Below are 23,089 nucleotides of genomic sequence, written 5' to 3'. Positions count from 1 at the left end.
TCGCTGTTATGAACCAACTAGGTGAATAACCGTTGCCATGACAAACAAGAAGGCGAAAAATCCGAAGGACACAACAAAACCAACAGCTGAATCTACAGCATCATTTCGTTTGCTTTGAACGTTTTTTTCAAAATCATTCAACTTTATCCCTCCTGACTGATTTAAGTATAATCGAATCGTTTTGAAAAATCTAGAAGCTTAGGTAACGTTTTCTGTTCTGGTGATTATCGCCTTTTTACAAGCTGTCCCGGGGGCTTGCGAACAGGCGTTTAATATAAATGGGGAAGCAGCAGTCAGGCTTCCTCTTTACTATTTTGCAAACTCAATTTAGGATAGAGGGGGATGATGAAAGAGAGGAAGTCGTACAACAATGGTATTTGATGTGTGGAAAAGCCTAAAAAAAGGAGATGTCCATCCGGTTTATTGCTTATACGGAAAAGAGACATATCTGCTGCAAGAAACCGTCAGCAGGATCAGACAGACGGTCGTTGATCAGGAGACAAAGGATTTCAATCTATCCGTTTTTGATCTGGAAGAGGACCCGCTGGATCAAGCGATTGCAGATGCTGAAACGTTTCCGTTTATGGGAGAGCGGCGTCTTGTCATTGTGAAAAATCCATATTTTTTAACAGGTGAAAAGAAAAAAGAAAAAATTGAGCACAACGTCAGTGCGCTTGAATCATATATACAATCACCTGCGCCTTACACAGTCTTTGTCCTGCTTGCTCCGTATGAAAAGCTTGATGAGCGGAAAAAGCTGACGAAAGCGTTAAAGAAGCACGCGTTTATGATGGAGGCGAAGGAATTAAACGCAAAGGAAACGACAGACTTTACTGTCAACCTTGCAAAAACAGAGCAGAAAACAATCGGCACGGAAGCGGCGGAGCATTTGGTTCTGCTTGTGAACGGGCATCTGTCATCGATTTTTCAGGAGATTCAAAAGCTCTGCACGTTTATTGGAGATCGTGAAGAAATTACGCTGGATGATGTGAAAATGCTTGTTGCTAGAAGCCTTGAACAAAATATTTTTGAGCTGATCAATAAAATCGTCAACCGAAAACGAACTGAGAGTCTGCAAATTTTTTATGATTTGCTTAAACAAAATGAAGAACCGATCAAAATTATGGCGCTTATTTCGAACCAGTTCCGGCTGATTCTGCAGACAAAGTACTTCGCGGAACAGGGATACGGACAAAAACAAATCGCTTCTAATCTAAAAGTTCACCCATTTCGGGTAAAGCTGGCGATGGATCAAGCAAGGCTTTTTTCAGAGGAGGAGCTCCGTTCAATTATTGAACAGCTTGCCGTCATGGACTATGAGATGAAAACCGGAAAAAAGGACAAGCAGCTTCTGCTCGAACTGTTCCTTTTACAGCTGTTAAAAAGAAATGAAAAAAACGATCCCCATTATTGAGGATCGTTTTTATATTATGCAGAAAGTCCGTTCACTTTTTTCGCTAGTCTTGATTTGTATCGAGCTGCGGTATTTTTGTGTACAAGACCTGTTTTCACTGCTTTATCAATACGTTTAGCTGCTTCAGTAAGAGCAGTTTTCGCTTTGTCAGCTTCGTTGTTGGCAACAGAAGCTTCAACTTGTTTGATTGCAGTACGCATAGCAGATTTGATTGTCGCGTTATGAACGCGGCGTTCGTTGTTTGTTTTTGTACGTTTAATCGCTGATTTAATGTTTGGCATGTGTTTCACCTCCTAAGATACAACCTGTAGCACAGTGTCTTAAGGTTAAATCTTCTTCACAATAGAACAAATTGTATTCTATCAAACACACCTTTAGATTGCAATATAAATGTAAAGTATTTTTCATTGAAGGTTCTCTTTTTAGCATGATTCATTCAGCAAATGGCAACAATATAGGTACTTAATGTGAAGGAGGCCCCTGTATGAAAAAGAGTGAGCTGGATGTGAATCAGTATTTGATACGGACCGATTTGGCAGTGGAAACGAAGGAAGCAATGGCCAATCAGCAGGCTGTGCCGACAAAAGAAATTAAAGGCTTTATTGAAAAAGAGCGTGATCACGGCGGCATTAAAATCCGCACAGTTGATGTTACAAAGGAAGGCGCAGAGCTTTCGGGAAAAAAAGAAGGGCGCTATTTAACGCTTGAAGCACAGGGAATCAGGGAGAATGATTCGGAAATGCAGGAGAAGGTCTCTGCTGTCTTTGCGGAGGAATTCTCAGCTTTTCTTGAAAACCTTAATATCTCAAAAGATGCGAGCTGTTTGATCGTTGGGCTCGGCAACTGGAACGTGACACCTGATGCGCTTGGACCGATGGCAGTAGAAAATCTGTTGGTAACAAGGCACTTGTTTAAGCTTCAGCCGGAAAACGTACAGGAGGGTTACAGGCCTGTCAGTGCATTTGCACCGGGTGTAATGGGGATAACAGGAATCGAAACAAGTGACATTATTAAAGGTGTGATTGAGCAATCGAAGCCTGATTTTGTCATAGCCATTGATGCGTTGGCGGCGCGGGCGGTGGAAAGGGTCAACACAACCATTCAAATATCGGATACAGGCATTCACCCGGGATCTGGAGTGGGGAATAAACGAAAAGATTTAAGCAAAGACACGCTTGGTGTTCCGGTGATTGCTATCGGTGTTCCGACAGTAGTTGATGCCGTGACAATTGCCAGCGACACGGTGGACTACATATTAAAACATTTTGGCAGAGAAATGAAGGATAACAGGCCATCAAGATCGCTTGTTCCGGCAGGCATGACGTTTGGGAAAAAGAAAGTGCTCACTGAAGAAGATCTTCCCGATCAAAAGCAGCGCCAATCGTTCCTAGGGATTGTCGGAACCCTTCAAGAAGATGAAAAACGGCAGCTCATTCACGAGGTGCTTTCGCCTTTAGGGCACAACTTAATGGTTACGCCGAAGGAAGTCGATTCATTTATCGACGATATGGCAAATGTTTTAGCAAACGGACTAAACACAGCGCTTCATGAAAAAGTGTCACAAGAAAACAAAGGCTCCTACAATCACTAAACAGTTCTACTTCCTCTAGCTTGTTCATAGAGTAATTACTAGACAAGCGCTGGAGGGATTCAATGAGAAATAAACGCAGAAACAGACAGATTGTTGTTGCGGTAAATGGAGGGAAAGCGGTAAAAGCCATCTTTCTATTTATCGTAAGCCTTATCGTGATTTTTGTTCTATCCGGTGTGCTGACGTCTCTCCGGCCGGAACTTAGGCCGTCGTCTGACTCTTTTTATGGGATTGCTGAAGAATTGCCGGGTGACGTATTTGCACATTTGCTGCGGATGGAAAACCATTATTTCGCTTCTGACCTCTCTCAAACCGACAGCTCATTTCATCTTTCTCGTCTTTCTTTAAAGCTGGCGACGAGCATTAACCTCGAAGATCCGCGGAGCTTTCTCGGTCGGGAGCTGCCAGGGTTTGCACAATTTGATACCGAGATTTTGTTAGCTGGACAAGGAACCGATTATACGAATATGCCTGCGGAATCGCCGCCGCCGTCTAAGGTGATGGAGGAAGAAAGGGAAGCGAATTTGGCAGAGATTGAAAAACAGCAAACGCAATCAGATAATGCGCAAAAAGATCCGCCCAAACAAACAACAGGAGATAAAAAGGTCGTGTTTATCTATCACACGCACAATACCGAATCATATCTCCCTCTATTAAAAGGCGAGACCGATCCTGACATGGCGCGCCATTCTAAAGCCAATGTCACGCTTGTAGGAGATATGTTCGGACAAGCGCTTGAATCCCAGGGAATCGGAGCCACAGTGAATAAAACCGATATACAGTCAAAATTGAATAAAAAAGGCTTAAACTATGCCAGGTCCTATGATGAATCAAGGCCGGTCGTGAAAGACGCCCTCGCTTCAAACAAAAATCTGCAATATATCATTGACATCCACAGAGACTCACGGCGCAAAAAAGACACAACCGCAACGATTAAAGGAAAAAGCTATGCCAGGGTAGCCTTTGTCGTCGGGAAAAAAAGCAAAAACTTCGAAGAAAACTATAAAATTGCGAGTGAGCTTCATAAACTGATGGAGAAAAAATACCCCGGACTTAGCACAGGTGTCTTTTCCAAAGGCTCGCCAGGCGATAATGGTGTTTACAATCAGGATTTAACCGATAGAGCGCTTTTGCTCGAGTTTGGCGGAGTAGATAATAATCTCGAAGAGCTGCAGCGTGCGGCTAACGCGGCCGCGGACGTATTCAGCGAAATGTACTGGGATGCTGAAAAGGTCAACGCAGCGAGCGGGGAGACGAAAAAACAATAAGAAATAGGTGGTTGATTTGATTGCATACTTTGGAAAGTGCTTACTGCTTGTCACGATCATGTTTTTAGGCGTTCTGTTCGGCATGCAGCAGGCAAACAACGGGATGCTGAGTATGAAAGGCTATCATGACCCTTCACTGAAGGGGGCGTTTACGCTCACCGACGGAAAAGATAATGAAAAAGAAGCCTCAATCCTAGGAGAAACAGTCACGGCAAAAGATTTAGAAGAAAAACAAAAAGAGCTGGAAAAGGTGGAGACATTCAATATGTTTTCAAAAGCCGGACAAGTACTTTCGAACACCGTAACCAATACTGCCCAGTCAATGTATGAATGGATACGGGATATGAATCAATAAGTACGTGAAAGAGAAAAGCAGCCCAGATATGATAGGGAACTTTTCTCTTTCTTGTTTTACATTGAATCTTTACAATCCTATTGATATAATCTAAGCTAGTGTATTTTGCGTTTAATAGTAGGAGTGATAGATTGTGACAGATAAAGAAAAGCGTTTAGAGAGGCAATCGAGAATACGGAATTTCTCTATCATTGCCCATATTGACCACGGAAAATCGACCTTAGCGGATCGAATTTTAGAAAAAACGTCGGCAATCACTCAACGAGAAATGAAAGAACAATTGCTCGATTCTATGGATCTTGAACGTGAGCGGGGCATAACCATTAAATTAAACTCTGTTCAGCTTAAATATAAAGCAAAAGACGGAGAAGAATATATCTTTCATCTAATCGATACGCCGGGACACGTCGACTTCACGTATGAAGTATCCCGAAGCCTTGCTGCCTGCGAGGGAGCGATTCTTGTCGTGGATGCAGCCCAGGGGATTGAAGCGCAGACGCTCGCCAATGTCTACTTAGCGCTTGACAACGATCTTGAAATCCTTCCGGTCATCAATAAAATCGACCTTCCGAGCGCCGAGCCCGAACGTGTGCGCCAAGAGGTAGAAGACGTTATCGGCCTTGACGCATCAGAAGCCGTGCTTGCTTCAGCAAAAGCCGGTATCGGGATTGAGGAGATTTTAGAACAAATCGTAGAAAAGGTGCCAGCTCCGACCGGAGATCCGGAGGCGCCGCTCAAAGCGCTGATCTTCGACTCGCTTTATGACGCCTACCGCGGTGTCGTGGCTTATATCAGAGTCGTTGAAGGAACGGTAAAGCCGGGACAAAAAATCAAAATGATGGCAACCGGCAAAGAATTCGAAGTAACAGAGGTGGGCGTGTTCACGCCGAAAGCAACTCCGACAAATGAACTGACGGTCGGTGATGTAGGCTTCCTGACTGCCTCAATCAAAAATGTCGGTGACACACGTGTCGGTGATACAATAACGAGCGCTGCCAATCCTGCAGAAGAAGCGCTGCCGGGATACCGCAAGCTAAACCCGATGGTGTACTGTGGTTTGTATCCGATTGATACAGCGAAGTATAATGATTTAAGGGAAGCTCTTGAAAAGCTTGAGCTGAATGATTCCTCCCTTCAATATGAAGCGGAAACTTCGCAAGCGCTTGGATTCGGGTTCCGCTGCGGATTTTTAGGCATGCTTCACATGGAGATCATTCAGGAGCGAATTGAGCGTGAGTTCAACATCGACCTGATTACAACAGCGCCAAGCGTTATCTATGACGTGTATATGACAGACGGCGAAAAGGTCGTTGTCGACAACCCATCCAACATGCCGGATCCTCAAAAGATCGAAAGGGTTGAGGAGCCATACGTAAAAGCGACGATGATGGTGCCGAATGACTATGTCGGCGCTGTAATGGAGCTTTGCCAAGGAAAACGCGGCAATTTTATTGATATGCAGTATTTAGACGCAAACCGTGTCAGCATCATTTATGATATGCCATTAGCGGAAATCGTATATGAGTTTTTTGATCAGCTGAAATCAAGCACTAAAGGCTATGCGTCCTTTGATTATGAACTGATCGGCTACAAACCGTCCAAGCTTGTGAAAATGGACATTATGCTGAATGGTGAAAAAATCGATGCCCTTTCCTTTATCGTGCATCGTGATTACGCATATGAACGCGGAAAAGTGATCGTTGAAAAACTGAAAGAACTCATTCCGCGCCAGCAGTTTGAAGTTCCGGTACAAGCCGCAATCGGCCAGAAAATCGTGGCCCGCTCCACCATAAAAGCAATGCGTAAAAACGTATTGGCTAAATGTTACGGAGGGGACATCTCGCGTAAACGGAAACTTCTTGAAAAACAAAAAGAAGGAAAACGCCGTATGAAGCAGGTCGGCTCAGTTGAAGTGCCGCAAGAAGCATTTATGGCAGTTCTGAAAATGGACGACAGTCCGAAAAAACAATAGAAGCCGCCGCAGTCTTGTACTGCGGCTTCTTTCTGTAAAGAAGGTGATCCATTTGAAATCAGCTTATATCCATATCCCATTTTGTGAGCATATTTGCCACTACTGCGATTTCAATAAATATTTTATTCAAAGTCAGCCAGTCGACGAGTATTTAAACGCACTCGAACAGGAAATGATAAATACAATAGCAAAAACCGGGCAGCCTGATCTCAAAACAATCTTTATCGGAGGAGGCACGCCGACCTCCCTGTCTGAGGAACAGCTTAAAAAGCTGATGGACATGATCAACCGCGTGCTGAAGCCCTCAAGCAACTTATCGGAATTTGCGGTTGAAGCGAATCCGGACGACTTGTCCGCAGAGAAATTAAAAATATTAAAAGAAGCAGGCGTAAATCGCCTCAGCTTTGGTGTGCAAACGTTCGAAGACGATCTGTTAGAAAAAATCGGCCGAGTGCACAAGCAAAAAGATGTATTCACCTCTTTTGAAAGAGCGCGGGAAATTGGTTTTGAGAATATCAGTCTTGATCTAATGTTCGGGCTTCCGGGGCAAACCCTCAAGCATCTGGAACATTCCATAAACACTGCTTTATCATTGGACGCCGAGCATTATTCCGTTTACTCCCTTATTGTAGAACCGAAAACGGTATTTTATAATTTGATGCAAAAAGGGCGGCTTCATCTTCCGCCGCAGGAGCAGGAAGCTGAAATGTATGAAATGGTGATGAGCCAGATGGAAGCTCACGGCATTCATCAATATGAAATCAGCAACTTTGCTAAGGCAGGCATGGAATCTAAGCACAATCTAACGTATTGGAGCAACGAACAATATTTCGGTTTCGGAGCCGGCGCTCACGGATATATTGGCGGCACACGAACAGTGAACGTCGGACCTGTTAAGCATTACATTGACCTGATAGCTGAAAAGGGTTTTCCGTACAGAGATACACATGAAGTGACAACAGAAGAACAGATTGAGGAAGAAATGTTTTTAGGTTTGAGAAAAACAGCCGGTGTCAGCAAAAAACGATTCGCAGAAAAATACGGCCGCTCACTGGATGGACTTTTCCCAAGCGTGTTAAAAGACCTCGCTGAAAAAGGGCTGATTCACAATTCGGAGTCTGCCGTTTATTTGACTCATCAAGGGAAATTATTAGGCAATGAAGTTTTTGGCGCTTTTTTGGGTGAGTTATAATTGACATTTTTCTTGTGGTTTGATACTTTTGTTATAGAATTAGCACTCGCTTATTGAGAGTGCTAACAGAGGTGATGATGATGTTAACAAATCGTCAGCTGCTGATCCTTCAGGTTATAATCAACGATTTTATTAAATCGGCACAGCCTGTGGGGTCAAGAACTCTTTCGAAAAAAGATGAAATCACATTTAGCTCTGCAACAATAAGAAACGAGATGGCTGACTTGGAGGAATTGGGCTTTATTGAAAAAACCCATTCATCCTCAGGACGTGTTCCGTCAGAAAAAGGGTATCGGTACTATGTTGACCATTTGCTGTCACCTGTCAAACTGACGAAAAGCGACCTGGACCAAATCCACTCGATCTTCAAAGAGAAAATTTTCGAGCTGGAGAAGACAGTTCAAAAATCAGCGCAAATTTTGTCCGATCTGACGAATTACACATCCATCGTACTCGGGCCGAAGCTGAGTGAGAATTACCTTAAACAGATTCAAATCATTCCGATTCAGCCTGATATGGCGGTAGCGATTCTCGTTACCAATACGGGGCATGTGGAAAACAAAACGATTAACTTTCCGACCAAAATGGATCTGTCTGATATTGAAAAACTGGTCAATATACTGAACGACCGATTAAGCGGCGTTCCAATGGATGAACTGAATGAGCGCATATTTAAGGAAGTTGTCATGTACCTAAGACAGCACATTAAGAACTATGACAATATACTCGACGCGCTTCGTTCAACCTTTCATTCCACAAATCACGTTGAAAAGTTGTTTTTTGGCGGGAAAATCAATATGCTGAACCAGCCTGAGTTCCATGATATCACCCGAGTTCGGTCGCTGCTTTCATTAATTGAGAAAGAACAGGATGTTTTAAAGCTGGTTCAATCCCCGCACACGGGAATTTCGATTAAAATCGGAAAAGAAAACGACTATGAAGAGATGGAAAATTGCAGTCTGATTACGGCTTCTTATTCCGTAGACCAGAAGCAGATCGGCTCAATTGCGATTATCGGCCCGACCCGCATGAATTATTCCAGGGTTGTCAGCCTGCTTCAGCATGTGACTTCGGACTTGTCAAAAGCATTAACAAGTCTGTATGATGAATAAGGGAATTTTGGCAAATTTTATCGAAGGGCAGCACCTGTCCTTCTCCTTACACTTTGAGGGAGGTGAACACAATGTCAGAAGAAAAACAAACCGTTGAACAAAACGAAACAGAAGAGCAAGAAATCATTGAAGAACAAGCTGCCGCTGATGAACAGCAGGAAGAAACAAATGAAAGCGAACTTCTTCAAAACCAAATTAACGAATTGCAAGGTTTGCTTGAGGAAAAAGAAAACAAACTTTTGCGTGTTCAAGCAGACTTTGAAAACTATAAACGACGCAGCCGTTTAGAGATGGAAGCGTCCCAAAAATACCGTTCTCAAAATATCGTGACTGATTTGCTGCCGGCTCTTGACAGCTTTGAACGAGCGCTTCAGGTTGAAGCCGACAATGAACAGACGAAAAGTTTGCTCCAGGGAATGGAAATGGTCCACCGTCAGCTCATAGAAGCCTTGAAAAAAGAAGGCGTCGAAGCCATCGAAGCTGTAGGGCAGGAATTTGATCCTAATCTGCACCAAGCTGTTATGCAGGCTGAAGACGAAAACTACGGCTCCAACATTGTTGTTGAGGAAATGCAAAAAGGCTATAAGCTGAAGGATCGCGTCATTCGCCCTTCCATGGTCAAAGTGAATCAATAATTACATAGCAGGAGGTTATTCAAGTGAGTAAAGTTATCGGAATCGACTTAGGAACAACAAACTCATGTGTGGCAGTGCTTGAAGGCGGCGAGCCTAAAGTTATTGCTAACGCTGAAGGAAACCGCACAACGCCATCAGTTGTTGCGTTTAAAAACGGCGAACGTCAAGTAGGGGAAGTGGCTAAACGCCAATCTATTACAAACCCTAACACAATTATGTCAGTCAAACGTCATATGGGTACTGATTATAAAGTTGAAATTGAAGGAAAGGATTACACTCCACAAGAAGTGTCTGCTATCATCCTTCAACACCTTAAATCATACGCTGAAAGCTATCTTGGCGAAACAGTATCAAAAGCAGTTATCACAGTTCCTGCATACTTTAACGATGCTGAGCGTCAAGCAACAAAAGACGCTGGTAAAATTGCAGGTCTTGAAGTAGAACGTATCATCAACGAGCCAACTGCAGCAGCGCTTGCATACGGACTTGATAAAACAGATGAAGATCAAACGATCCTAGTATACGACCTTGGCGGCGGTACATTCGACGTTTCCATCCTTGAGCTTGGCGACGGTGTATTCGAAGTTCGTTCAACTGCCGGCGACAACCGTCTGGGCGGGGACGATTTTGACCAAGTTATCATCGATCATCTTGTGTCTGAATTCAAAAAAGAAAACGGCATTGATTTATCAAAAGACAAAATGGCGCTTCAGCGTTTGAAAGACGCAGCTGAAAAAGCGAAAAAAGATCTTTCCGGCGTATCTTCTACGCAAATTTCTTTACCGTTTATCACAGCTGGAGAAGCAGGACCGCTTCACCTTGAACTTACATTAACTCGCGCTAAATTCGAAGAGCTTTCTTCTCATTTAGTAGAGCGCACAATGGGTCCTGTCCGTCAAGCGCTTCAAGATGCAGGACTTTCTGCAAGCGAAATCGACAAAGTCATCCTTGTCGGCGGATCAACTCGTATCCCTGCCGTACAAGAAGCAATCAAAAAAGAAACTGGAAAAGAAGCGCATAAAGGCGTAAACCCGGATGAAGTTGTAGCGCTTGGTGCTGCGATTCAGGGCGGCGTTATCACAGGTGACGTAAAAGATGTTGTTCTTCTTGACGTTACACCGCTTTCTCTCGGTATCGAAACAATGGGCGGCGTGTTTACAAAACTGATCGACCGCAACACGACGATCCCGACAAGCAAATCTCAAGTGTTCTCAACTGCTGCTGATAACCAAACAGCTGTTGATATCCATGTTCTACAAGGTGAGCGCCCAATGTCTGCCGACAACAAAACCCTCGGCCGCTTCCAGCTTACTGATATCCCGCCAGCACCGCGCGGCGTGCCTCAAATCGAAGTTTCTTTCGATATTGACAAAAACGGTATCGTAAACGTAAGAGCAAAAGACTTAGGCACAGGGAAAGAACAAAACATTACAATTAAATCTTCTTCAGGTCTTTCAGATGAAGAGATCGAACGCATGGTTAAAGAAGCGGAAGAAAATGCTGACGCTGATGCGAAGAAAAAAGAAGAAATCGAAGTCCGCAACGAAGCAGATCAGCTTGTTTTCCAAACTGAGAAAACATTAAAAGATCTTGAAGGCAAAGTGGATGAAGAACAAGTGAAAAAAGCCAACGATGCCAAAGACGCTTTAAAAGCAGCAATTGAGAAAAACGAATTTGAAGAGATCAAAGCGAAAAAAGATGAGCTTCAAACAATCGTTCAAGAGCTTTCTATGAAGCTTTATGAAGAAGCTGCTAAAGCACAGCAAGCTCAAGGCGGAGCAAACGCTGAAGGCAAAGCGGATGACAACGTTGTCGACGCTGAATACGAAGAAGTAAACGACGACCAAAACAAAAAATAAGTTCTTTTTAGTGTCAGCCCCGCTTCCGGAGCTGACCGAAAAGAACACATTTCATAATCTGATTCAATGATTAGAAAGTCAAAGTCAGGCATCTCTTGGCTTTGACTTTTTTTCTTGCCCGGGATAAAAGGAATTGAAAAATCATAATTCAAAATGATACAATCTAATTTATGTGAGAAATTCGGGAGAGTGAAGCGAGATGAGTAAGCGTGATTACTATGAAGTGCTGGGAGTAAGTAAGAGCGCTTCAAAGGATGAAATTAAAAAAGCTTATCGGAAGCTGTCAAAAAAATATCATCCTGATATTAACAAAGAAGCCGGATCAGATGAAAAATTTAAAGAGGTAAAAGAAGCGTACGAAACGCTGTCAGATGACCAAAAACGTGCGCATTACGATCAATTTGGTCACACTGACCCTAACCAAGGCTTCGGCGGCGGAGGTTTTGGCGGCGGCGATTTCGGCGGTTTTGGTTTCGATGATATTTTCTCAAGTATTTTCGGCGGAGGCACAAGACGGAGAGATCCAAATGCTCCGCGCCAGGGTGCTGATTTACAGTATACGATGACCCTGTCGTTTGAGGATGCGGCTTTCGGTAAAGAAACAACCATCGAAATTCCCCGCGAGGAAACGTGCGAGACATGTAAAGGCTCAGGTGCGAAACCTGGAACAAATCCAGAAACATGCTCCCACTGCGGAGGCTCCGGCCAGTTAAACGTGGAGCAAAATACACCGTTTGGAAAAGTCGTTAACAGACGGGTCTGCCACCACTGTGAAGGTACAGGCAAAATCATTAAAAACAAATGTGCGGATTGCGGCGGCAAAGGAAAAATCAAAAAACGCAAGAAAATCAATGTGACAATTCCAGCCGGTGTAGATGACGGGCAGCAGCTTCGTCTCTCGGGACAGGGTGAACCAGGAATAAACGGCGGCCCTGCCGGGGATTTATTTGTCGTGTTCCATGTACGCGCACACGAGTTCTTCGAGCGTGACGGCGATGATATTTACTGTGAAATGCCGTTAACGTTTGCTCAGGCTGCTCTTGGAGATGAGGTAGAAGTGCCGACGCTGCATGGAAAAGTGAAATTGAAAATTCCGGCCGGTACACAAACAGGAACGAAATTTAGATTAAGAGGCAAAGGCGTTCAAAATGTCAGAGGCTATGGACAGGGTGACCAGCATATCGTCGTCCGCGTCGTTACGCCGACAAATCTGACTGATAAACAAAAAGACATTATCCGCGAATTTGCCGAAGTCAGCGGAAACCTGCCTGACGAACAGGAAATGAGTTTCTTTGACAAGGTAAAACGCGCGTTTAAAGGCGATTAATTATTGGATGAGGAGTTGGTAGTTTTGAAATGGTCCGAATTAAGCATTCACACAACACATGAAGCGGTCGAACCTATCTCAAATATATTGCATGAAGCTGGTGCAAGTGGGGTTGTGATAGAGGACCCGCTTGATTTAATTAAAGAACGTGAGAATGTGTACGGGGAAATCTACCAGCTCGACCCCAATGATTACCCAGATGAGGGTGTCATTGTCAAAGCATATCTGCCGGTTAACAGTTTTCTGGGCGAAACTGTAGACGGCATTAAAGAAACGATTAATAATCTCCTTCTTTACAATATTGATTTGGGCAGAAACCAGATCACTATTTCTGAAGTAAATGAAGAAGAGTGGGCGACTGCCTGGAAAAAGTATTATCATCCTGTGAAAATTTCTGAAAAGTTTACAATTGTGCCGACGTGGGAGGAATATACGCCGGTCCATACTGATGAACTGATTATTGAAATGGACCCGGGAATGGCTTTCGGCACAGGGACACATCCGACAACCGTACTCTGCATTCAGGCGCTTGAACGCTTTGTGCAAAAGGGTGATAAGGTGATTGATGTCGGCACTGGTTCGGGAATTTTAAGTATTGCGGCTGCAATGCTTGAGGCTGAATCGGTTCATGCCTACGATCTTGATCCCGTGGCTGTAGAAAGTGCACGCCTCAATCTCAAGCTGAACAAAGTCAGCGATATTGCTCAAGTGAAGCAAAACAATTTGTTAGACGGGATTGAAGGGGAACATGATGTGATTGTGGCCAACATTTTGGCTGAAGTCATTCTTCGCTTTACTTCACAAACGTACAGCCTGTTAAAAGAAGGCGGCCACTTTATTACGTCAGGAATCATCGGTCATAAAAAACAAGAAGTTAAAGAAGCACTGGAACAAGCTGGCTTTACCATTGTAGAAATCCTTTCAATGGAAGATTGGGTCAGCATTATTGCGAAAAAATAACAGTTAGTAGGTGTCACAGCGTATGCAACGATATTTTATCGAGCTCACGAAGCAGCAAATAGAGGAAGCGCCGGCTTTTTCGATTACCGGCGAAGATGTTCATCATATTGTGAACGTGATGAGAATGAATGAGGGAGATCAGATTATCTGCTGCTCTCAAGACGGCTTCGAGGCAAAATGTGAACTTCAATCTGTTTCCAAAGATAAAGTGTCCTGCCTTGTGATAGAATGGACGAATGAAAACAGAGAGCTTCCGATAAAGGTCTATATTGCGAGCGGCCTTCCGAAAGGAGATAAGCTTGAATGGATTATCCAAAAGGGGACTGAGCTCGGAGCTCATGCCTTTATTCCTTTCCAAGCCGCGCGTTCTGTTGTCAAGCTGGATGACAAAAAGGCAAAGAAAAAGCGGGAAAGATGGACGAAAATTGCGAAGGAAGCGGCTGAACAATCGTACCGTAACGAAGTGCCGCGAGTGATGGATGTCCATTCTTTTCAGCAGCTTCTTCAAAGGATGCAGGATTTCGATAAATGTGTCGTTGCATACGAGGAGTCATCGAAGCAAGGGGAAATAAGCGCATTCAGCGCGATTGTAAGCAGCCTTCCGAAAGGATCATCTCTATTGATCGTATTTGGTCCCGAAGGCGGCTTAACAGAAGCGGAGGTTGAACGGCTCACAGAGCAAGACGGTGTGCTGTGCGGCCTTGGACCGAGAATTTTAAGGACAGAAACCGCTCCGCTATACGCGTTGAGCGCGATTTCTTATCAAACAGAGTTATTAAGAGGTGATCAGTAATGGCAACTGTTGCTTTCCATACGCTTGGCTGTAAAGTCAACCATTATGAAACAGAAGCAATCTGGCAGCTTTTCAAAGAAGCGGGCTATGAAAGAAGAGACTTTGAACAAACAGCTGATGTATATGTCATTAATACATGTACGGTTACAAATACGGGAGATAAAAAAAGCCGCCAAGTGATCAGACGCGCCATTCGTCAAAATCCTGACGGTGTCATCTGTGTCACAGGCTGCTACGCGCAAACCTCACCTGCTGAGATTATGGCGATCCCCGGTGTCGACATTGTAGTCGGAACACAGGACCGTGAAAAAATGCTTGGCTACATTGACCAATACCGAGAAGAACGCCAGCCGATTAATGGCGTCAGCAACATCATGAAAGCAAGAGTATATGAAGAGCTTGATGTGCCTGCTTTCACGGACCGCACAAGAGCGTCATTGAAAATACAGGAGGGCTGCAATAATTTCTGCACATTCTGTATCATTCCGTGGGCGAGAGGCCTGCTCCGCTCCCGCGATCCTGAAGAAGTCATTAAACAAGCGCAGCAGCTTGTTGATGCCGGATATAAGGAAATTGTTCTTACGGGTATTCATACAGGCGGCTACGGCGAAGATATGAAAGATTACAACTTCGCGAAGCTTTTGAGCGAATTAGACACCCGTGTGGAAGGCGTGAAACGGATCAGAATTTCTTCAATCGAAGCCAGCCAAATCACTGACGAAGTGATCGAGGTCTTAGACCGCTCAGATAAGATAGTGAATCATCTGCATATTCCTATCCAATCCGGATCAAACACAGTGCTTAAACGGATGAGACGCAAATATACAATGGAATTCTTTGCAGACCGTTTAAATAAATTGAAAAAAGCACTGCCAGGCTTAGCTGTTACTTCTGATGTCATCGTCGGATTCCCTGGAGAAACAGAAGAAGAATTTATGGAAACCTATAACTTTATTAAAGAACATAAATTCTCTGAACTGCATGTTTTCCCTTACAGTAAACGTACAGGAACACCAGCTGCGCGAATGGAAGACCAAGTGGATGAAAACGTGAAAAACGAACGTGTGCACCGCCTGATTGCTCTTTCTGACCAGCTTGCAAAAGAATACGCTTCTCAGTATGAAAATGAAGTGCTTGAGATTATCCCTGAGGAAGCGTTTAAGGAAACAGAAGAAGAAAATATGTTTGTCGGTTACACAGACAATTATATGAAGGTTGTTTTCAAAGGTACGGAAGATATGATCGGCAAAATCGTAAAAGTCAAAATCCTAAAAGCAGGTTATCCTTACAACGAAGGACAGTTTGTCCGTGTGGTTGAGGATGAAATAACTGAACACATGCGTTTGTCTTCTTAACCTAAAAAATCGGTGCATTAAAATGTACCGGTTTTTTATTTAGCCGGGATAAGAAGGTGAATCAATCGGTAAAACAAGTTTGTAAGCGGAAGAAATAAAAGAGCTGTTACTACATTAAATAAAAGGCTGAAATGAGCAATCCTTTGGGCAGGATCGGGTGATAACTGCTCTACAAAGCCGGTCGCTGCGGTCAGAAAAGGCAATACTAGAGCCACCCCTAGCACGTTAAATACCACATGCGCATACGCTGTCTGTTTCGCCGCATATCCGCCGGATACAGCAGCCATGACAGCTGTAATGCATGTCCCGATATTGGATCCGAGTACGACGCTCATCGCCTGTGTCAGTCCGATAATCCCTTCATTCATAAAACTCATCAAAATGCCGATACAGACAGAACTGGAGTGAATGATGGCAGTTAACACCATCCCGATGAGCAAAGCGGACCAGTTTGAATCGTTAACATGGTATAGAACGTCGGCTCCCGTTTTCAGCTTCGTCAGCGGCCCGGCAAGGTGGCTGAATCCGCTGATGCAAAAGAAGATGATGCCCAGTCCGAGGAAGCTTGTTCCCAGCTGTTTCAAAGGATACCTGCCAGTCAGAAAAAACAATAAACCTCCTATTAAAAGAACCCAAATCAAAATATCCATTTTGATAGCAATAAATTCAGTTGTAAAGGTAGACCCAACGTTTGTTCCGAGAATCATCGGTATCGTCCGCTTAAAAGAAAGCACACCCGCACTAACAAAGCCGATGACAATGACCATAAAGGCTGAACTGCTCTGAAGTATCCCCGTAAATACAATGCTGATAAGAAACGCTTTTAATGGATGGTCTGTAAATAAAAGCAAACGATCTTCAATTTTTGAGTACGCCATAGAAATTAAGCCTTTTCGAAGCATGTTCATGCCTGTGAGAAAGAATAATATAAGAGCAGTAAAGCTAATCAGAATTAACATCCTATTCACCAACCCCTTTCTATCATTATATAGACAGGCAGTCGCACTCATGACGGAAAAGTGAACTCACTTAGTTGACCTGACTGATGGCTTATATTATAATGTCAAAGTACATGTTTATATGTGTAACTTAAAGGTAGTCGATTGGTGTATTCGGAGGGAGGGAAAGAGAATGTCAAAAACGGTCGTTAGAAAAAACGAATCGCTTGAAGATGCTCTTCGTCGCTTCAAACGCAGTGTATCAAAGACAGGTACTTTGCAAGAAGCAAGAAAGCGTGAATTTTATGAAAAACCTAGCGTAAAGCGCAAGAAAAAGTCTGAAGCTGCTAGAAAACGCAAATTCTAAAAGAGGGTGGATTTATGAGTCTTCTTGAGCGTCTCAACCAGGATATGAAGCTGTATATGAAAAACCGTGAGAAAGACAAACTGACTGTCGTTCGAATGGTTAAGGCTTCACTTCAAAATGAAGCAATTAAGCTTAAGAAAGACAGTTTGACCGAGGATGAGGAACTCACTGTCCTTTCTCGTGAACTTAAGCAACGTAAAGACTCCCTCCAGGAATTTTCAAACGCTAATCGTTTAGATTTAGTAGATAAAGTTCAAAAAGAGCTGGACATTTTAGAAGTTTATTTACCTGAGCAGCTGTCAGAAGAAGAGCTGCGTACAATCGTAAATGAAACCATCGCGGAGGTCGGTGCGAGCTCAAAAGCGGACATGGGCAAAGTGATGGGGGCAATTATGCCTAAAGTAAAAGGTAAAGCTGACGGAAGTTTAATTAATAAGCTTGTGAGCAGTCAACTGTCTTAAATGGCAAAGAAAAGGACATCTTTCTAAGAGAGATGTCTTTTTTTATACATAAAAAAATGAAACCTTTGATACATTTGTTACGTATGAAGAGAAGGCACTTATTATAAAAGGAAGGAGGGATACACCGCCCTTGCTTCAAATCAAAGGATTCCGTGCTGCTCTTTTGGGTATATTTTTGCTTTCTTTATTAGGCGTACAGCTGAACGCTAAAGCAGAAAAACAAACTGTTTATGTGATTCCGGTTGAAAAAAATGTCGAACAGGGTCTCGTCTCGTTTTTGTCCCGTTCGTTACAAGACGCAAAGGATGCACATGCAGACCATATTATTCTTGATATCAATACCCCGGGGGGATTGGTCAAATCTGCTATTGATATGGCCGATTTGATAACCGATAGCGAGATCCCCGTAACTGCATATGTCAACAAACGCGCGTTGTCTGCTGGTGCATATATTGCACTTCAAGCAGATCACATTTATATGGCGCCTGGCGGAAAAATGGGAGCCGCCGCGATTGTTGATGGCCAAGGCAATGCCGCTGACCAAAAAGCTCAATCACTTTGGCTGGCAGAGATGGAAGATGCCGCAGTGAAAAATAACCGCGATCCAAAATATGCGCTCGCAATGGCTGACCCGGATATAGATGCCAAGGAAGTCGGCGCGCCTAAGGGAGATCTGTTGACACTTAACGCAGACAAGGCAATTGAGGTAGGCTATTCAGAAGGCACTGCTGACAATTTGTCCACGCTCGTAAAGAAGCTTGGGTTCGAAAAGGCGCAGATCAGCTACGCAAAGGAGAGCTTTGCGGAAAAGACAGCAAGATGGCTGACGAATCCGGTCATTGTCCCTATTCTGCTGACAATCGCTTTTTTAGGTCTGACGGTGGAGCTTTTTTCCCCGGGTGTCGGCCTCCCTGGAACGGCTGGACTCATTGCGTTATTGCTGTTCTTTTACGGGCATCTTGCAGCCGGTCTTGCCGGGTATGAGACGGTTCTCCTCTTTATAGCAGGGGTGATTCTCATTCTGCTTGAGATTTTTCTTCCCGGAGGAATCATTGGATTACTGGGCTTGGGAGCGATTATTGCGAGCCTGTTTTTAGCTGCGGGGAGCTTCACTGTCATGGCGGTTTCTCTCTTGATCGCCTCAGCTGTTTCGATTACAGCGTTTATTTTACTGACAAGGGTGTTGGGAAAACGTATGAAATTCTTTAAGAAATTGATATTAAATGATTCTACAAATACGGAGAGCGGCTACGTTTCAAATCAAACGCGAACGGACTTAATAGGAAAAGTGGGTATAACCTTTACACCGCTGCGTCCTTCCGGTACCGTGATTATTGATGATGAACGCCTTGACGTTGTTTCGGAGGGATCGTTTACAGAAAAAGATAAAAAAGTAAAAGTGATTAAAGTAGAAGGCTCACGCATTGTTGTGAGAGAAATTTAAATAGAAACGAGGAGAAGTTATATGGATCCGTCAACACTTATGATTCTGGCAATTGTCGCAGTAGCGATCATTGTTTTGGCAGTATTTTTTACATTTGTGCCTGTAATGCTTTGGATTTCAGCTTTGGCAGCCGGAGTGAAAATCAGCATTTTCACTCTAGTTGGGATGAGGCTTCGCCGCGTCATTCCGAATCGGGTTGTTAACCCGCTGATTAAAGCGCATAAAGCGGGACTTAATGTTGGAACAAACCAGCTTGAAAGCCACTATCTGGCTGGAGGTAATGTTGACAGAGTCGTCAACGCGCTTATCGCCGCTCAGCGAGCTAACATTGAACTTACATTCGAGCGCTGTGCTGCCATTGATCTTGCAGGCCGGGACGTGTTGGAAGCTGTTCAAATGAGCGTTAATCCTAAGGTGATTGAAACACCATTCATAGCCGGTGTCGCAATGGACGGGATTGAAGTCAAAGCGAAAGCGAGAATCACAGTAAGAGCGAATATCGAGCGCCTCGTTGGGGGAGCAGGGGAAGAAACCATTGTAGCTCGTGTAGGTGAGGGGATCGTTTCTACAATCGGTTCATCTGATAATCATAAAAAAGTGCTTGAAAACCCTGACATGATTTCTCAGACAGTCCTTGGAAAAGGATTGGACTCAGGAACTGCGTTTGAAATTCTCTCAATTGATATTGCAGATGTAGATATCGGCAAAAACATCGGTGCAATTTTACAAACCGATCAGGCCGAGGCTGATAAAAACATCGCGCAGGCAAAAGCGGAAGAACGACGTGCGATGGCTGTCGCTCAAGAACAGGAAATGCGTGCCCGCGTAGAAGAAATGCGCGCGAAAGTGGTAGAAGCCGAGGCGGAAGTGCCGCTTGCGATGGCAGAAGCTTTGCGTGAAGGGAATATTGGCGTCATGGATTACATGAATATCAAGAACATCGATGCTGACACAGAAATGCGTGATTCATTCGGCAAGCTGACGAAAGACCCTTCGGATGAAGACCGCAAATCATAATCTCTCTAAGAAGGGAGAACGCTGATGGAAGATTTACTGACCAATCCGCTTATTATTGCAGCGATCATCGGAATCATTTCTGCGATTTTCGGCAAAAAGAGCAAAGAAGAAAAGCAAAACAGCCAAAAAAGAAAAAAACCTCAACACGTGCAATCTGCTTCTCCTCAAAAGAAGCAGTCAAAAGAAGATGCCCCTGCACCTATCCCTAACCGTATGGAACAGGCAAGACGGGAAGCGGAAGAAAGACGCAGGGAAACAGCAAGAAACCTGAAAGGGCTGGAACGAGATCTTGCTGCTGCCAAACAAAAAACAGTATACACAAAACAAAAAATGCTTCAGGTGAATAAGGACACCGTCGTACAGGGGATCGTTCTAGGAGAGGTGTTCGGGCCTCCACGGGCGAAAAAACCTCACCGTACGATGCGCTCAGCCCGTAAAAATTAAAGTGTTAGAACCTCCTTTCAAATCATACATATGAGATGAAAGGGGGTTCTTTTTGTATGGGGCAAAGAAAGAATCGTATGAAAGCTTGGCTGACAAGAGCATTGGAAATTCCCCCGGACGTTATGATGGATCTGCCGAGGATTACAATGGTTGGCAGACTTCATATCTACATAGAAAACCACAGAGGCCTTTTGCTTTTCAGTGAGAATGAAGTGAGGCTGATGCTGAAGCAGGGCCAGTGCATCATATCTGGTAAAAATTTTGTCATCAAGGCGATTCTTCCGGAAGAGATACTTTTGGAGGGTACGATTGATGTCGTTCGATATGTTGAGTCATAAAGCCGAGGGGGAAATGTTGTGAAAAATAAATGGCTGTCTTTTTTTTCGGGTAAGGTCCAGCTTGAATTGACGGGAAGAGGGATTGAGCGGCTCCTTAATGAATGCACAAGACAGGGGATTCCGGTCTTTCATGTCAAAAAAAAGAAAGAAGCCGTATCGTTATATATACAGCTTCAGGATGTACATGCCTTTCGGCGGGTGAGAAGTAAATTTAAATGTAAAGCCCGATTTATCAATCGGAAGGGATTTCCCTTCCTGTTGCTGAAATCAAAGCTGAATATAGGGTTTACGATCGGTTTTGCGATTTTTTTCATCCTTTTGTTTTTGCTGTCCAATATGGTGTGGAAAATTGATGTGACAGGCGCTAAGCCTGAAACAGAACATCAAATGAGGCAGCATCTTAATGAAATCGGCGTCAAAAAGGGCCGTCTGCAGTTTTTAATGATGTCGCCCGAAAAAATACAGAAATCATTAACCAATGGAATAGACAATATCACTTGGGTCGGAGTTGATCTGAAGGGGACGACCATTCACATGAAAGTTGTGGAGAAAAATGAGCCCGAAAAAGAAAAGTATGTTAGCCCGCGCAATATTGTCGCCAAAAAGAAAGCAACCATTACGAGAATGTTTGTGCAAAAAGGACAGCCCATGGCCGCCATACACGATCATGTTGAAAAGGGGCAGCTGCTTGTTTCGGGACTGATCGGCAGCGAAGACCATCAGCAGGAAGTCGCCTCAAAAGCAGAAATTTACGGAGAAACCTGGTATAGATCAGAAGTGACAGTCCCGCTTGAAACATTATTTAACGTTTATACGGGCAAAGTAAGGACAAAGCACAAGCTTTCTTTTGGTTCTTTGGCAATCCCGATCTGGGGGATGACGTTTAAAAAAGAGGAATTGAAGCATCCAAAAACAGAACAAGAAAAGCATTCGCTTCATTTTCTCGGATTTAAGCTCCCTGTATCCTATGTCAAAGAGCAAACGAGAGAAAGTGAAGAGGCTTTGCGAAAATATACGAAAGAAGAAGCAGTTCAAGAAGGCATTAAATTGGGTAAACAGGATGTAGAGGATAAAATAGGCGAAAACGGCGAGGTGAAAAGTGAAAAAGTTTTGCACCAGACTGTTGAGAATGGTAAAGTAAAGTTGATTATTCTCTACCAAGTTATAGAAGATATCGTTCAAACCACACCTATTGTCAGGGAGACTGAAGAATGACAGAACATTTACTTGCGATGAATCAAAAACTGAAAAACCCGGACGAGGCGCTTTCACTCTTCGGGAACCAAGATTCTTTTTTGAAATTGATGGAGAAAGATCTGAATGTAAATATCATTACGCGCGGCGAGACGATTTATGTTTCAGGCGATGATGAATCGTTTCAGATTGCAGACAGGCTGCTGGGATCGCTCCTCGCTTTAATTCGCAAGGGGATAGAGATCTCTGAACGTGATGTGATTTACGCCATCAAAATGGCAAAGAAGAATGAACTTGAATACTTTGAAAGCATGTATGAAGAAGAAATTACAAAAAACGCAAAAGGCAAATCAATCCGTGTAAAAACAATGGGACAGCGGGAATACGTGGCCGCTATGAAGCGGAATGACCTTGTATTCGGCATTGGTCCGGCGGGAACCGGGAAAACGTACCTGGCTGTCGTAAAAGCAGTCCATGCTTTAAAAAACGGACATATCAAAAAAATCATTTTAACAAGACCTGCCGTGGAAGCCGGTGAAAGCCTCGGTTTTCTCCCAGGTGACCTAAAAGAAAAAGTAGATCCTTATTTGCGCCCGCTGTATGACGCTCTCCATGATGTGCTTGGGGCAGATCATACAGAACGTCTGATGGAAAGAGGCATCATTGAAATTGCTCCGCTCGCATATATGAGGGGACGGACGCTCGATGATGCTTATGTTATACTTGATGAAGCACAGAATACCACGCCTGCTCAAATGAAAATGTTTTTGACGAGACTGGGTTTTGGCTCTAAAATGATCATTACAGGTGACGTTAGCCAAATTGATCTGCCGAAAGGCGTCAAATCGGGACTTGCAGTAGCGAAGGAGATGCTAAAAGGAATAGACGGCATTTCTATGATTGAGCTGGACCAGACAGACGTGGTCAGACATCCGCTTGTTGCGAAAATTATTGAAGCATACGATAAGCAAAATTAATGCTGAATGACCCGATCGCGCGTTATCGGGTCATTTTTATGATTGCTTGTGGGCTTGATGTTTCAAGAGGAGGTTC

General features: G+C 43.8%; 25 protein-coding genes. 22 read left to right on the top strand and 3 right to left on the bottom strand.

Annotated features, from left to right (window positions below):
• Positions 1-6 precede the first annotated feature (6 nt).
• Positions 7-141 (bottom strand): YqzM family protein, encoded by a 135-nt coding sequence (locus M1D65_RS12590; protein ID WP_003229983.1) that lies wholly within the window; start codon positions 139-141, stop codon positions 7-9.
• 76 nt (positions 142-217) lie between these two features.
• Between M1D65_RS12590 and M1D65_RS12585 the strand changes: the two genes are divergently transcribed.
• Positions 218-331 (top strand): hypothetical protein, encoded by a 114-nt coding sequence (locus M1D65_RS12585; RefSeq protein WP_122060479.1) that lies wholly within the window; start codon positions 218-220, stop codon positions 329-331.
• 39 nt (positions 332-370) lie between these two features.
• Positions 371-1,414, top strand: a complete 1,044-nt coding sequence (gene holA / locus M1D65_RS12580) for a DNA polymerase III subunit delta (protein ID WP_029317888.1) — start codon at positions 371-373, stop codon at positions 1,412-1,414.
• A gap of 14 nt (positions 1,415-1,428) precedes the next feature.
• Here the strand turns inward: holA and rpsT are convergent, their stop codons facing one another.
• Entirely contained in the window at positions 1,429-1,695 is a 267-nt protein-coding gene (gene rpsT / locus M1D65_RS12575) for a 30S ribosomal protein S20 (protein ID WP_003229989.1), read from the bottom strand.
• 203 nt (positions 1,696-1,898) lie between these two features.
• On the opposite strand from rpsT, the gene gpr reads away from it, so the two are divergent.
• The 12 genes from gpr (at position 1,899) to mtaB (ending at position 15,833) form a co-directional block, all read left to right on the top strand.
• The gene (gene gpr, locus M1D65_RS12570; protein WP_014480309.1) at positions 1,899-3,005 is read left to right on the top strand and encodes a GPR endopeptidase; all 1,107 of its coding nucleotides are present in this window, start codon (positions 1,899-1,901) and stop codon (positions 3,003-3,005) included.
• A 62-nt stretch (positions 3,006-3,067) separates the two neighbouring features.
• On the top strand, positions 3,068-4,273 hold the full coding sequence (gene spoIIP, locus M1D65_RS12565; protein WP_014477383.1) for a spore autolysin SpoIIP: 1,206 nt from the start codon (positions 3,068-3,070) through the stop codon (positions 4,271-4,273).
• A 16-nt stretch (positions 4,274-4,289) separates the two neighbouring features.
• The gene (locus M1D65_RS12560; RefSeq protein WP_124048123.1) at positions 4,290-4,628 is read left to right on the top strand and encodes a YqxA family protein; all 339 of its coding nucleotides are present in this window, start codon (positions 4,290-4,292) and stop codon (positions 4,626-4,628) included.
• A 133-nt stretch (positions 4,629-4,761) separates the two neighbouring features.
• Complete coding sequence (lepA, locus tag M1D65_RS12555; protein WP_003229999.1) at positions 4,762-6,600, top strand: translation elongation factor 4; 1,839 nt, start codon at positions 4,762-4,764, stop codon at positions 6,598-6,600.
• Positions 6,601-6,652: 52 nt separating this feature from the next.
• Entirely contained in the window at positions 6,653-7,792 is a 1,140-nt protein-coding gene (gene hemW, locus M1D65_RS12550; protein WP_049141196.1) for a radical SAM family heme chaperone HemW, read from the top strand.
• 80 nt (positions 7,793-7,872) lie between these two features.
• Positions 7,873-8,904, top strand: a complete 1,032-nt coding sequence (gene hrcA, locus M1D65_RS12545; protein ID WP_003246126.1) for a heat-inducible transcriptional repressor HrcA — start codon at positions 7,873-7,875, stop codon at positions 8,902-8,904.
• Positions 8,905-8,975: 71 nt separating this feature from the next.
• Positions 8,976-9,539 (top strand): nucleotide exchange factor GrpE, encoded by a 564-nt coding sequence (gene grpE / locus M1D65_RS12540; protein ID WP_049141197.1) that lies wholly within the window; start codon positions 8,976-8,978, stop codon positions 9,537-9,539.
• Positions 9,540-9,562: 23 nt separating this feature from the next.
• Positions 9,563-11,398, top strand: a complete 1,836-nt coding sequence (dnaK, locus tag M1D65_RS12535; RefSeq protein ID WP_014477380.1) for a molecular chaperone DnaK — start codon at positions 9,563-9,565, stop codon at positions 11,396-11,398.
• Between the two features lie 199 nt (positions 11,399-11,597).
• Entirely contained in the window at positions 11,598-12,725 is a 1,128-nt protein-coding gene (dnaJ, locus tag M1D65_RS12530; RefSeq protein ID WP_003230010.1) for a molecular chaperone DnaJ, read from the top strand.
• A 24-nt stretch (positions 12,726-12,749) separates the two neighbouring features.
• Positions 12,750-13,685, top strand: coding sequence for a 50S ribosomal protein L11 methyltransferase (gene prmA, locus M1D65_RS12525; protein ID WP_187001805.1), 936 nt, complete (start codon positions 12,750-12,752; stop codon positions 13,683-13,685).
• Positions 13,686-13,707: 22 nt separating this feature from the next.
• Complete coding sequence (locus tag M1D65_RS12520) at positions 13,708-14,478, top strand: 16S rRNA (uracil(1498)-N(3))-methyltransferase (RefSeq protein WP_161621674.1); 771 nt, start codon at positions 13,708-13,710, stop codon at positions 14,476-14,478.
• Entirely contained in the window at positions 14,478-15,833 is a 1,356-nt protein-coding gene (gene mtaB / locus M1D65_RS12515; protein ID WP_003230017.1) for a tRNA (N(6)-L-threonylcarbamoyladenosine(37)-C(2))-methylthiotransferase MtaB, read from the top strand. The genes M1D65_RS12520 and mtaB overlap by 1 nt, the downstream gene beginning before the upstream one ends.
• A gap of 35 nt (positions 15,834-15,868) precedes the next feature.
• Here mtaB and M1D65_RS12510 read toward each other — a convergent pair whose 3' ends face one another.
• Positions 15,869-16,792, bottom strand: a complete 924-nt coding sequence (locus M1D65_RS12510) for a Na/Pi symporter (RefSeq protein ID WP_014480301.1) — start codon at positions 16,790-16,792, stop codon at positions 15,869-15,871.
• A 172-nt stretch (positions 16,793-16,964) separates the two neighbouring features.
• On the opposite strand from M1D65_RS12510, the gene rpsU reads away from it, so the two are divergent.
• The 8 genes from rpsU to M1D65_RS12470 all read left to right on the top strand — a co-directional run bounded on the left by rpsU (position 16,965) and on the right by M1D65_RS12470 (position 23,013).
• Entirely contained in the window at positions 16,965-17,138 is a 174-nt protein-coding gene (gene rpsU / locus M1D65_RS12505; protein ID WP_003152957.1) for a 30S ribosomal protein S21, read from the top strand.
• 14 nt (positions 17,139-17,152) lie between these two features.
• Positions 17,153-17,599, top strand: coding sequence for a GatB/YqeY domain-containing protein (locus tag M1D65_RS12500; RefSeq protein ID WP_003230022.1), 447 nt, complete (start codon positions 17,153-17,155; stop codon positions 17,597-17,599).
• Between the two features lie 130 nt (positions 17,600-17,729).
• A complete protein-coding gene (locus M1D65_RS12495) occupies positions 17,730-19,043 on the top strand; it encodes an NfeD family protein (RefSeq protein WP_213419118.1) in 1,314 nt (437 codons plus the stop codon).
• Positions 19,044-19,064: 21 nt separating this feature from the next.
• Complete coding sequence (floA, locus tag M1D65_RS12490) at positions 19,065-20,060, top strand: flotillin-like protein FloA (RefSeq protein WP_003230026.1); 996 nt, start codon at positions 19,065-19,067, stop codon at positions 20,058-20,060.
• A gap of 24 nt (positions 20,061-20,084) precedes the next feature.
• Entirely contained in the window at positions 20,085-20,504 is a 420-nt protein-coding gene (locus tag M1D65_RS12485) for a hypothetical protein (protein WP_024573276.1), read from the top strand.
• A 56-nt stretch (positions 20,505-20,560) separates the two neighbouring features.
• Positions 20,561-20,842, top strand: coding sequence for a sporulation protein YqfC (gene yqfC, locus M1D65_RS12480; protein WP_003226191.1), 282 nt, complete (start codon positions 20,561-20,563; stop codon positions 20,840-20,842).
• An 18-nt stretch (positions 20,843-20,860) separates the two neighbouring features.
• A complete protein-coding gene (yqfD, locus tag M1D65_RS12475) occupies positions 20,861-22,057 on the top strand; it encodes a sporulation protein YqfD (protein ID WP_003230033.1) in 1,197 nt (398 codons plus the stop codon).
• Positions 22,054-23,013 (top strand): PhoH family protein, encoded by a 960-nt coding sequence (locus tag M1D65_RS12470; RefSeq protein ID WP_014477373.1) that lies wholly within the window; start codon positions 22,054-22,056, stop codon positions 23,011-23,013. Before yqfD ends, M1D65_RS12470 begins: the two co-directional genes overlap by 4 nt.
• Positions 23,014-23,089: the final 76 nt, after the last annotated feature.

The organism is Bacillus sp. JZ39 (assembly GCF_053903145.1).
The sequence above is the reverse complement of the archived record's forward strand: the minus strand, read 5'-3'. Positions and strand labels throughout refer to the sequence as shown.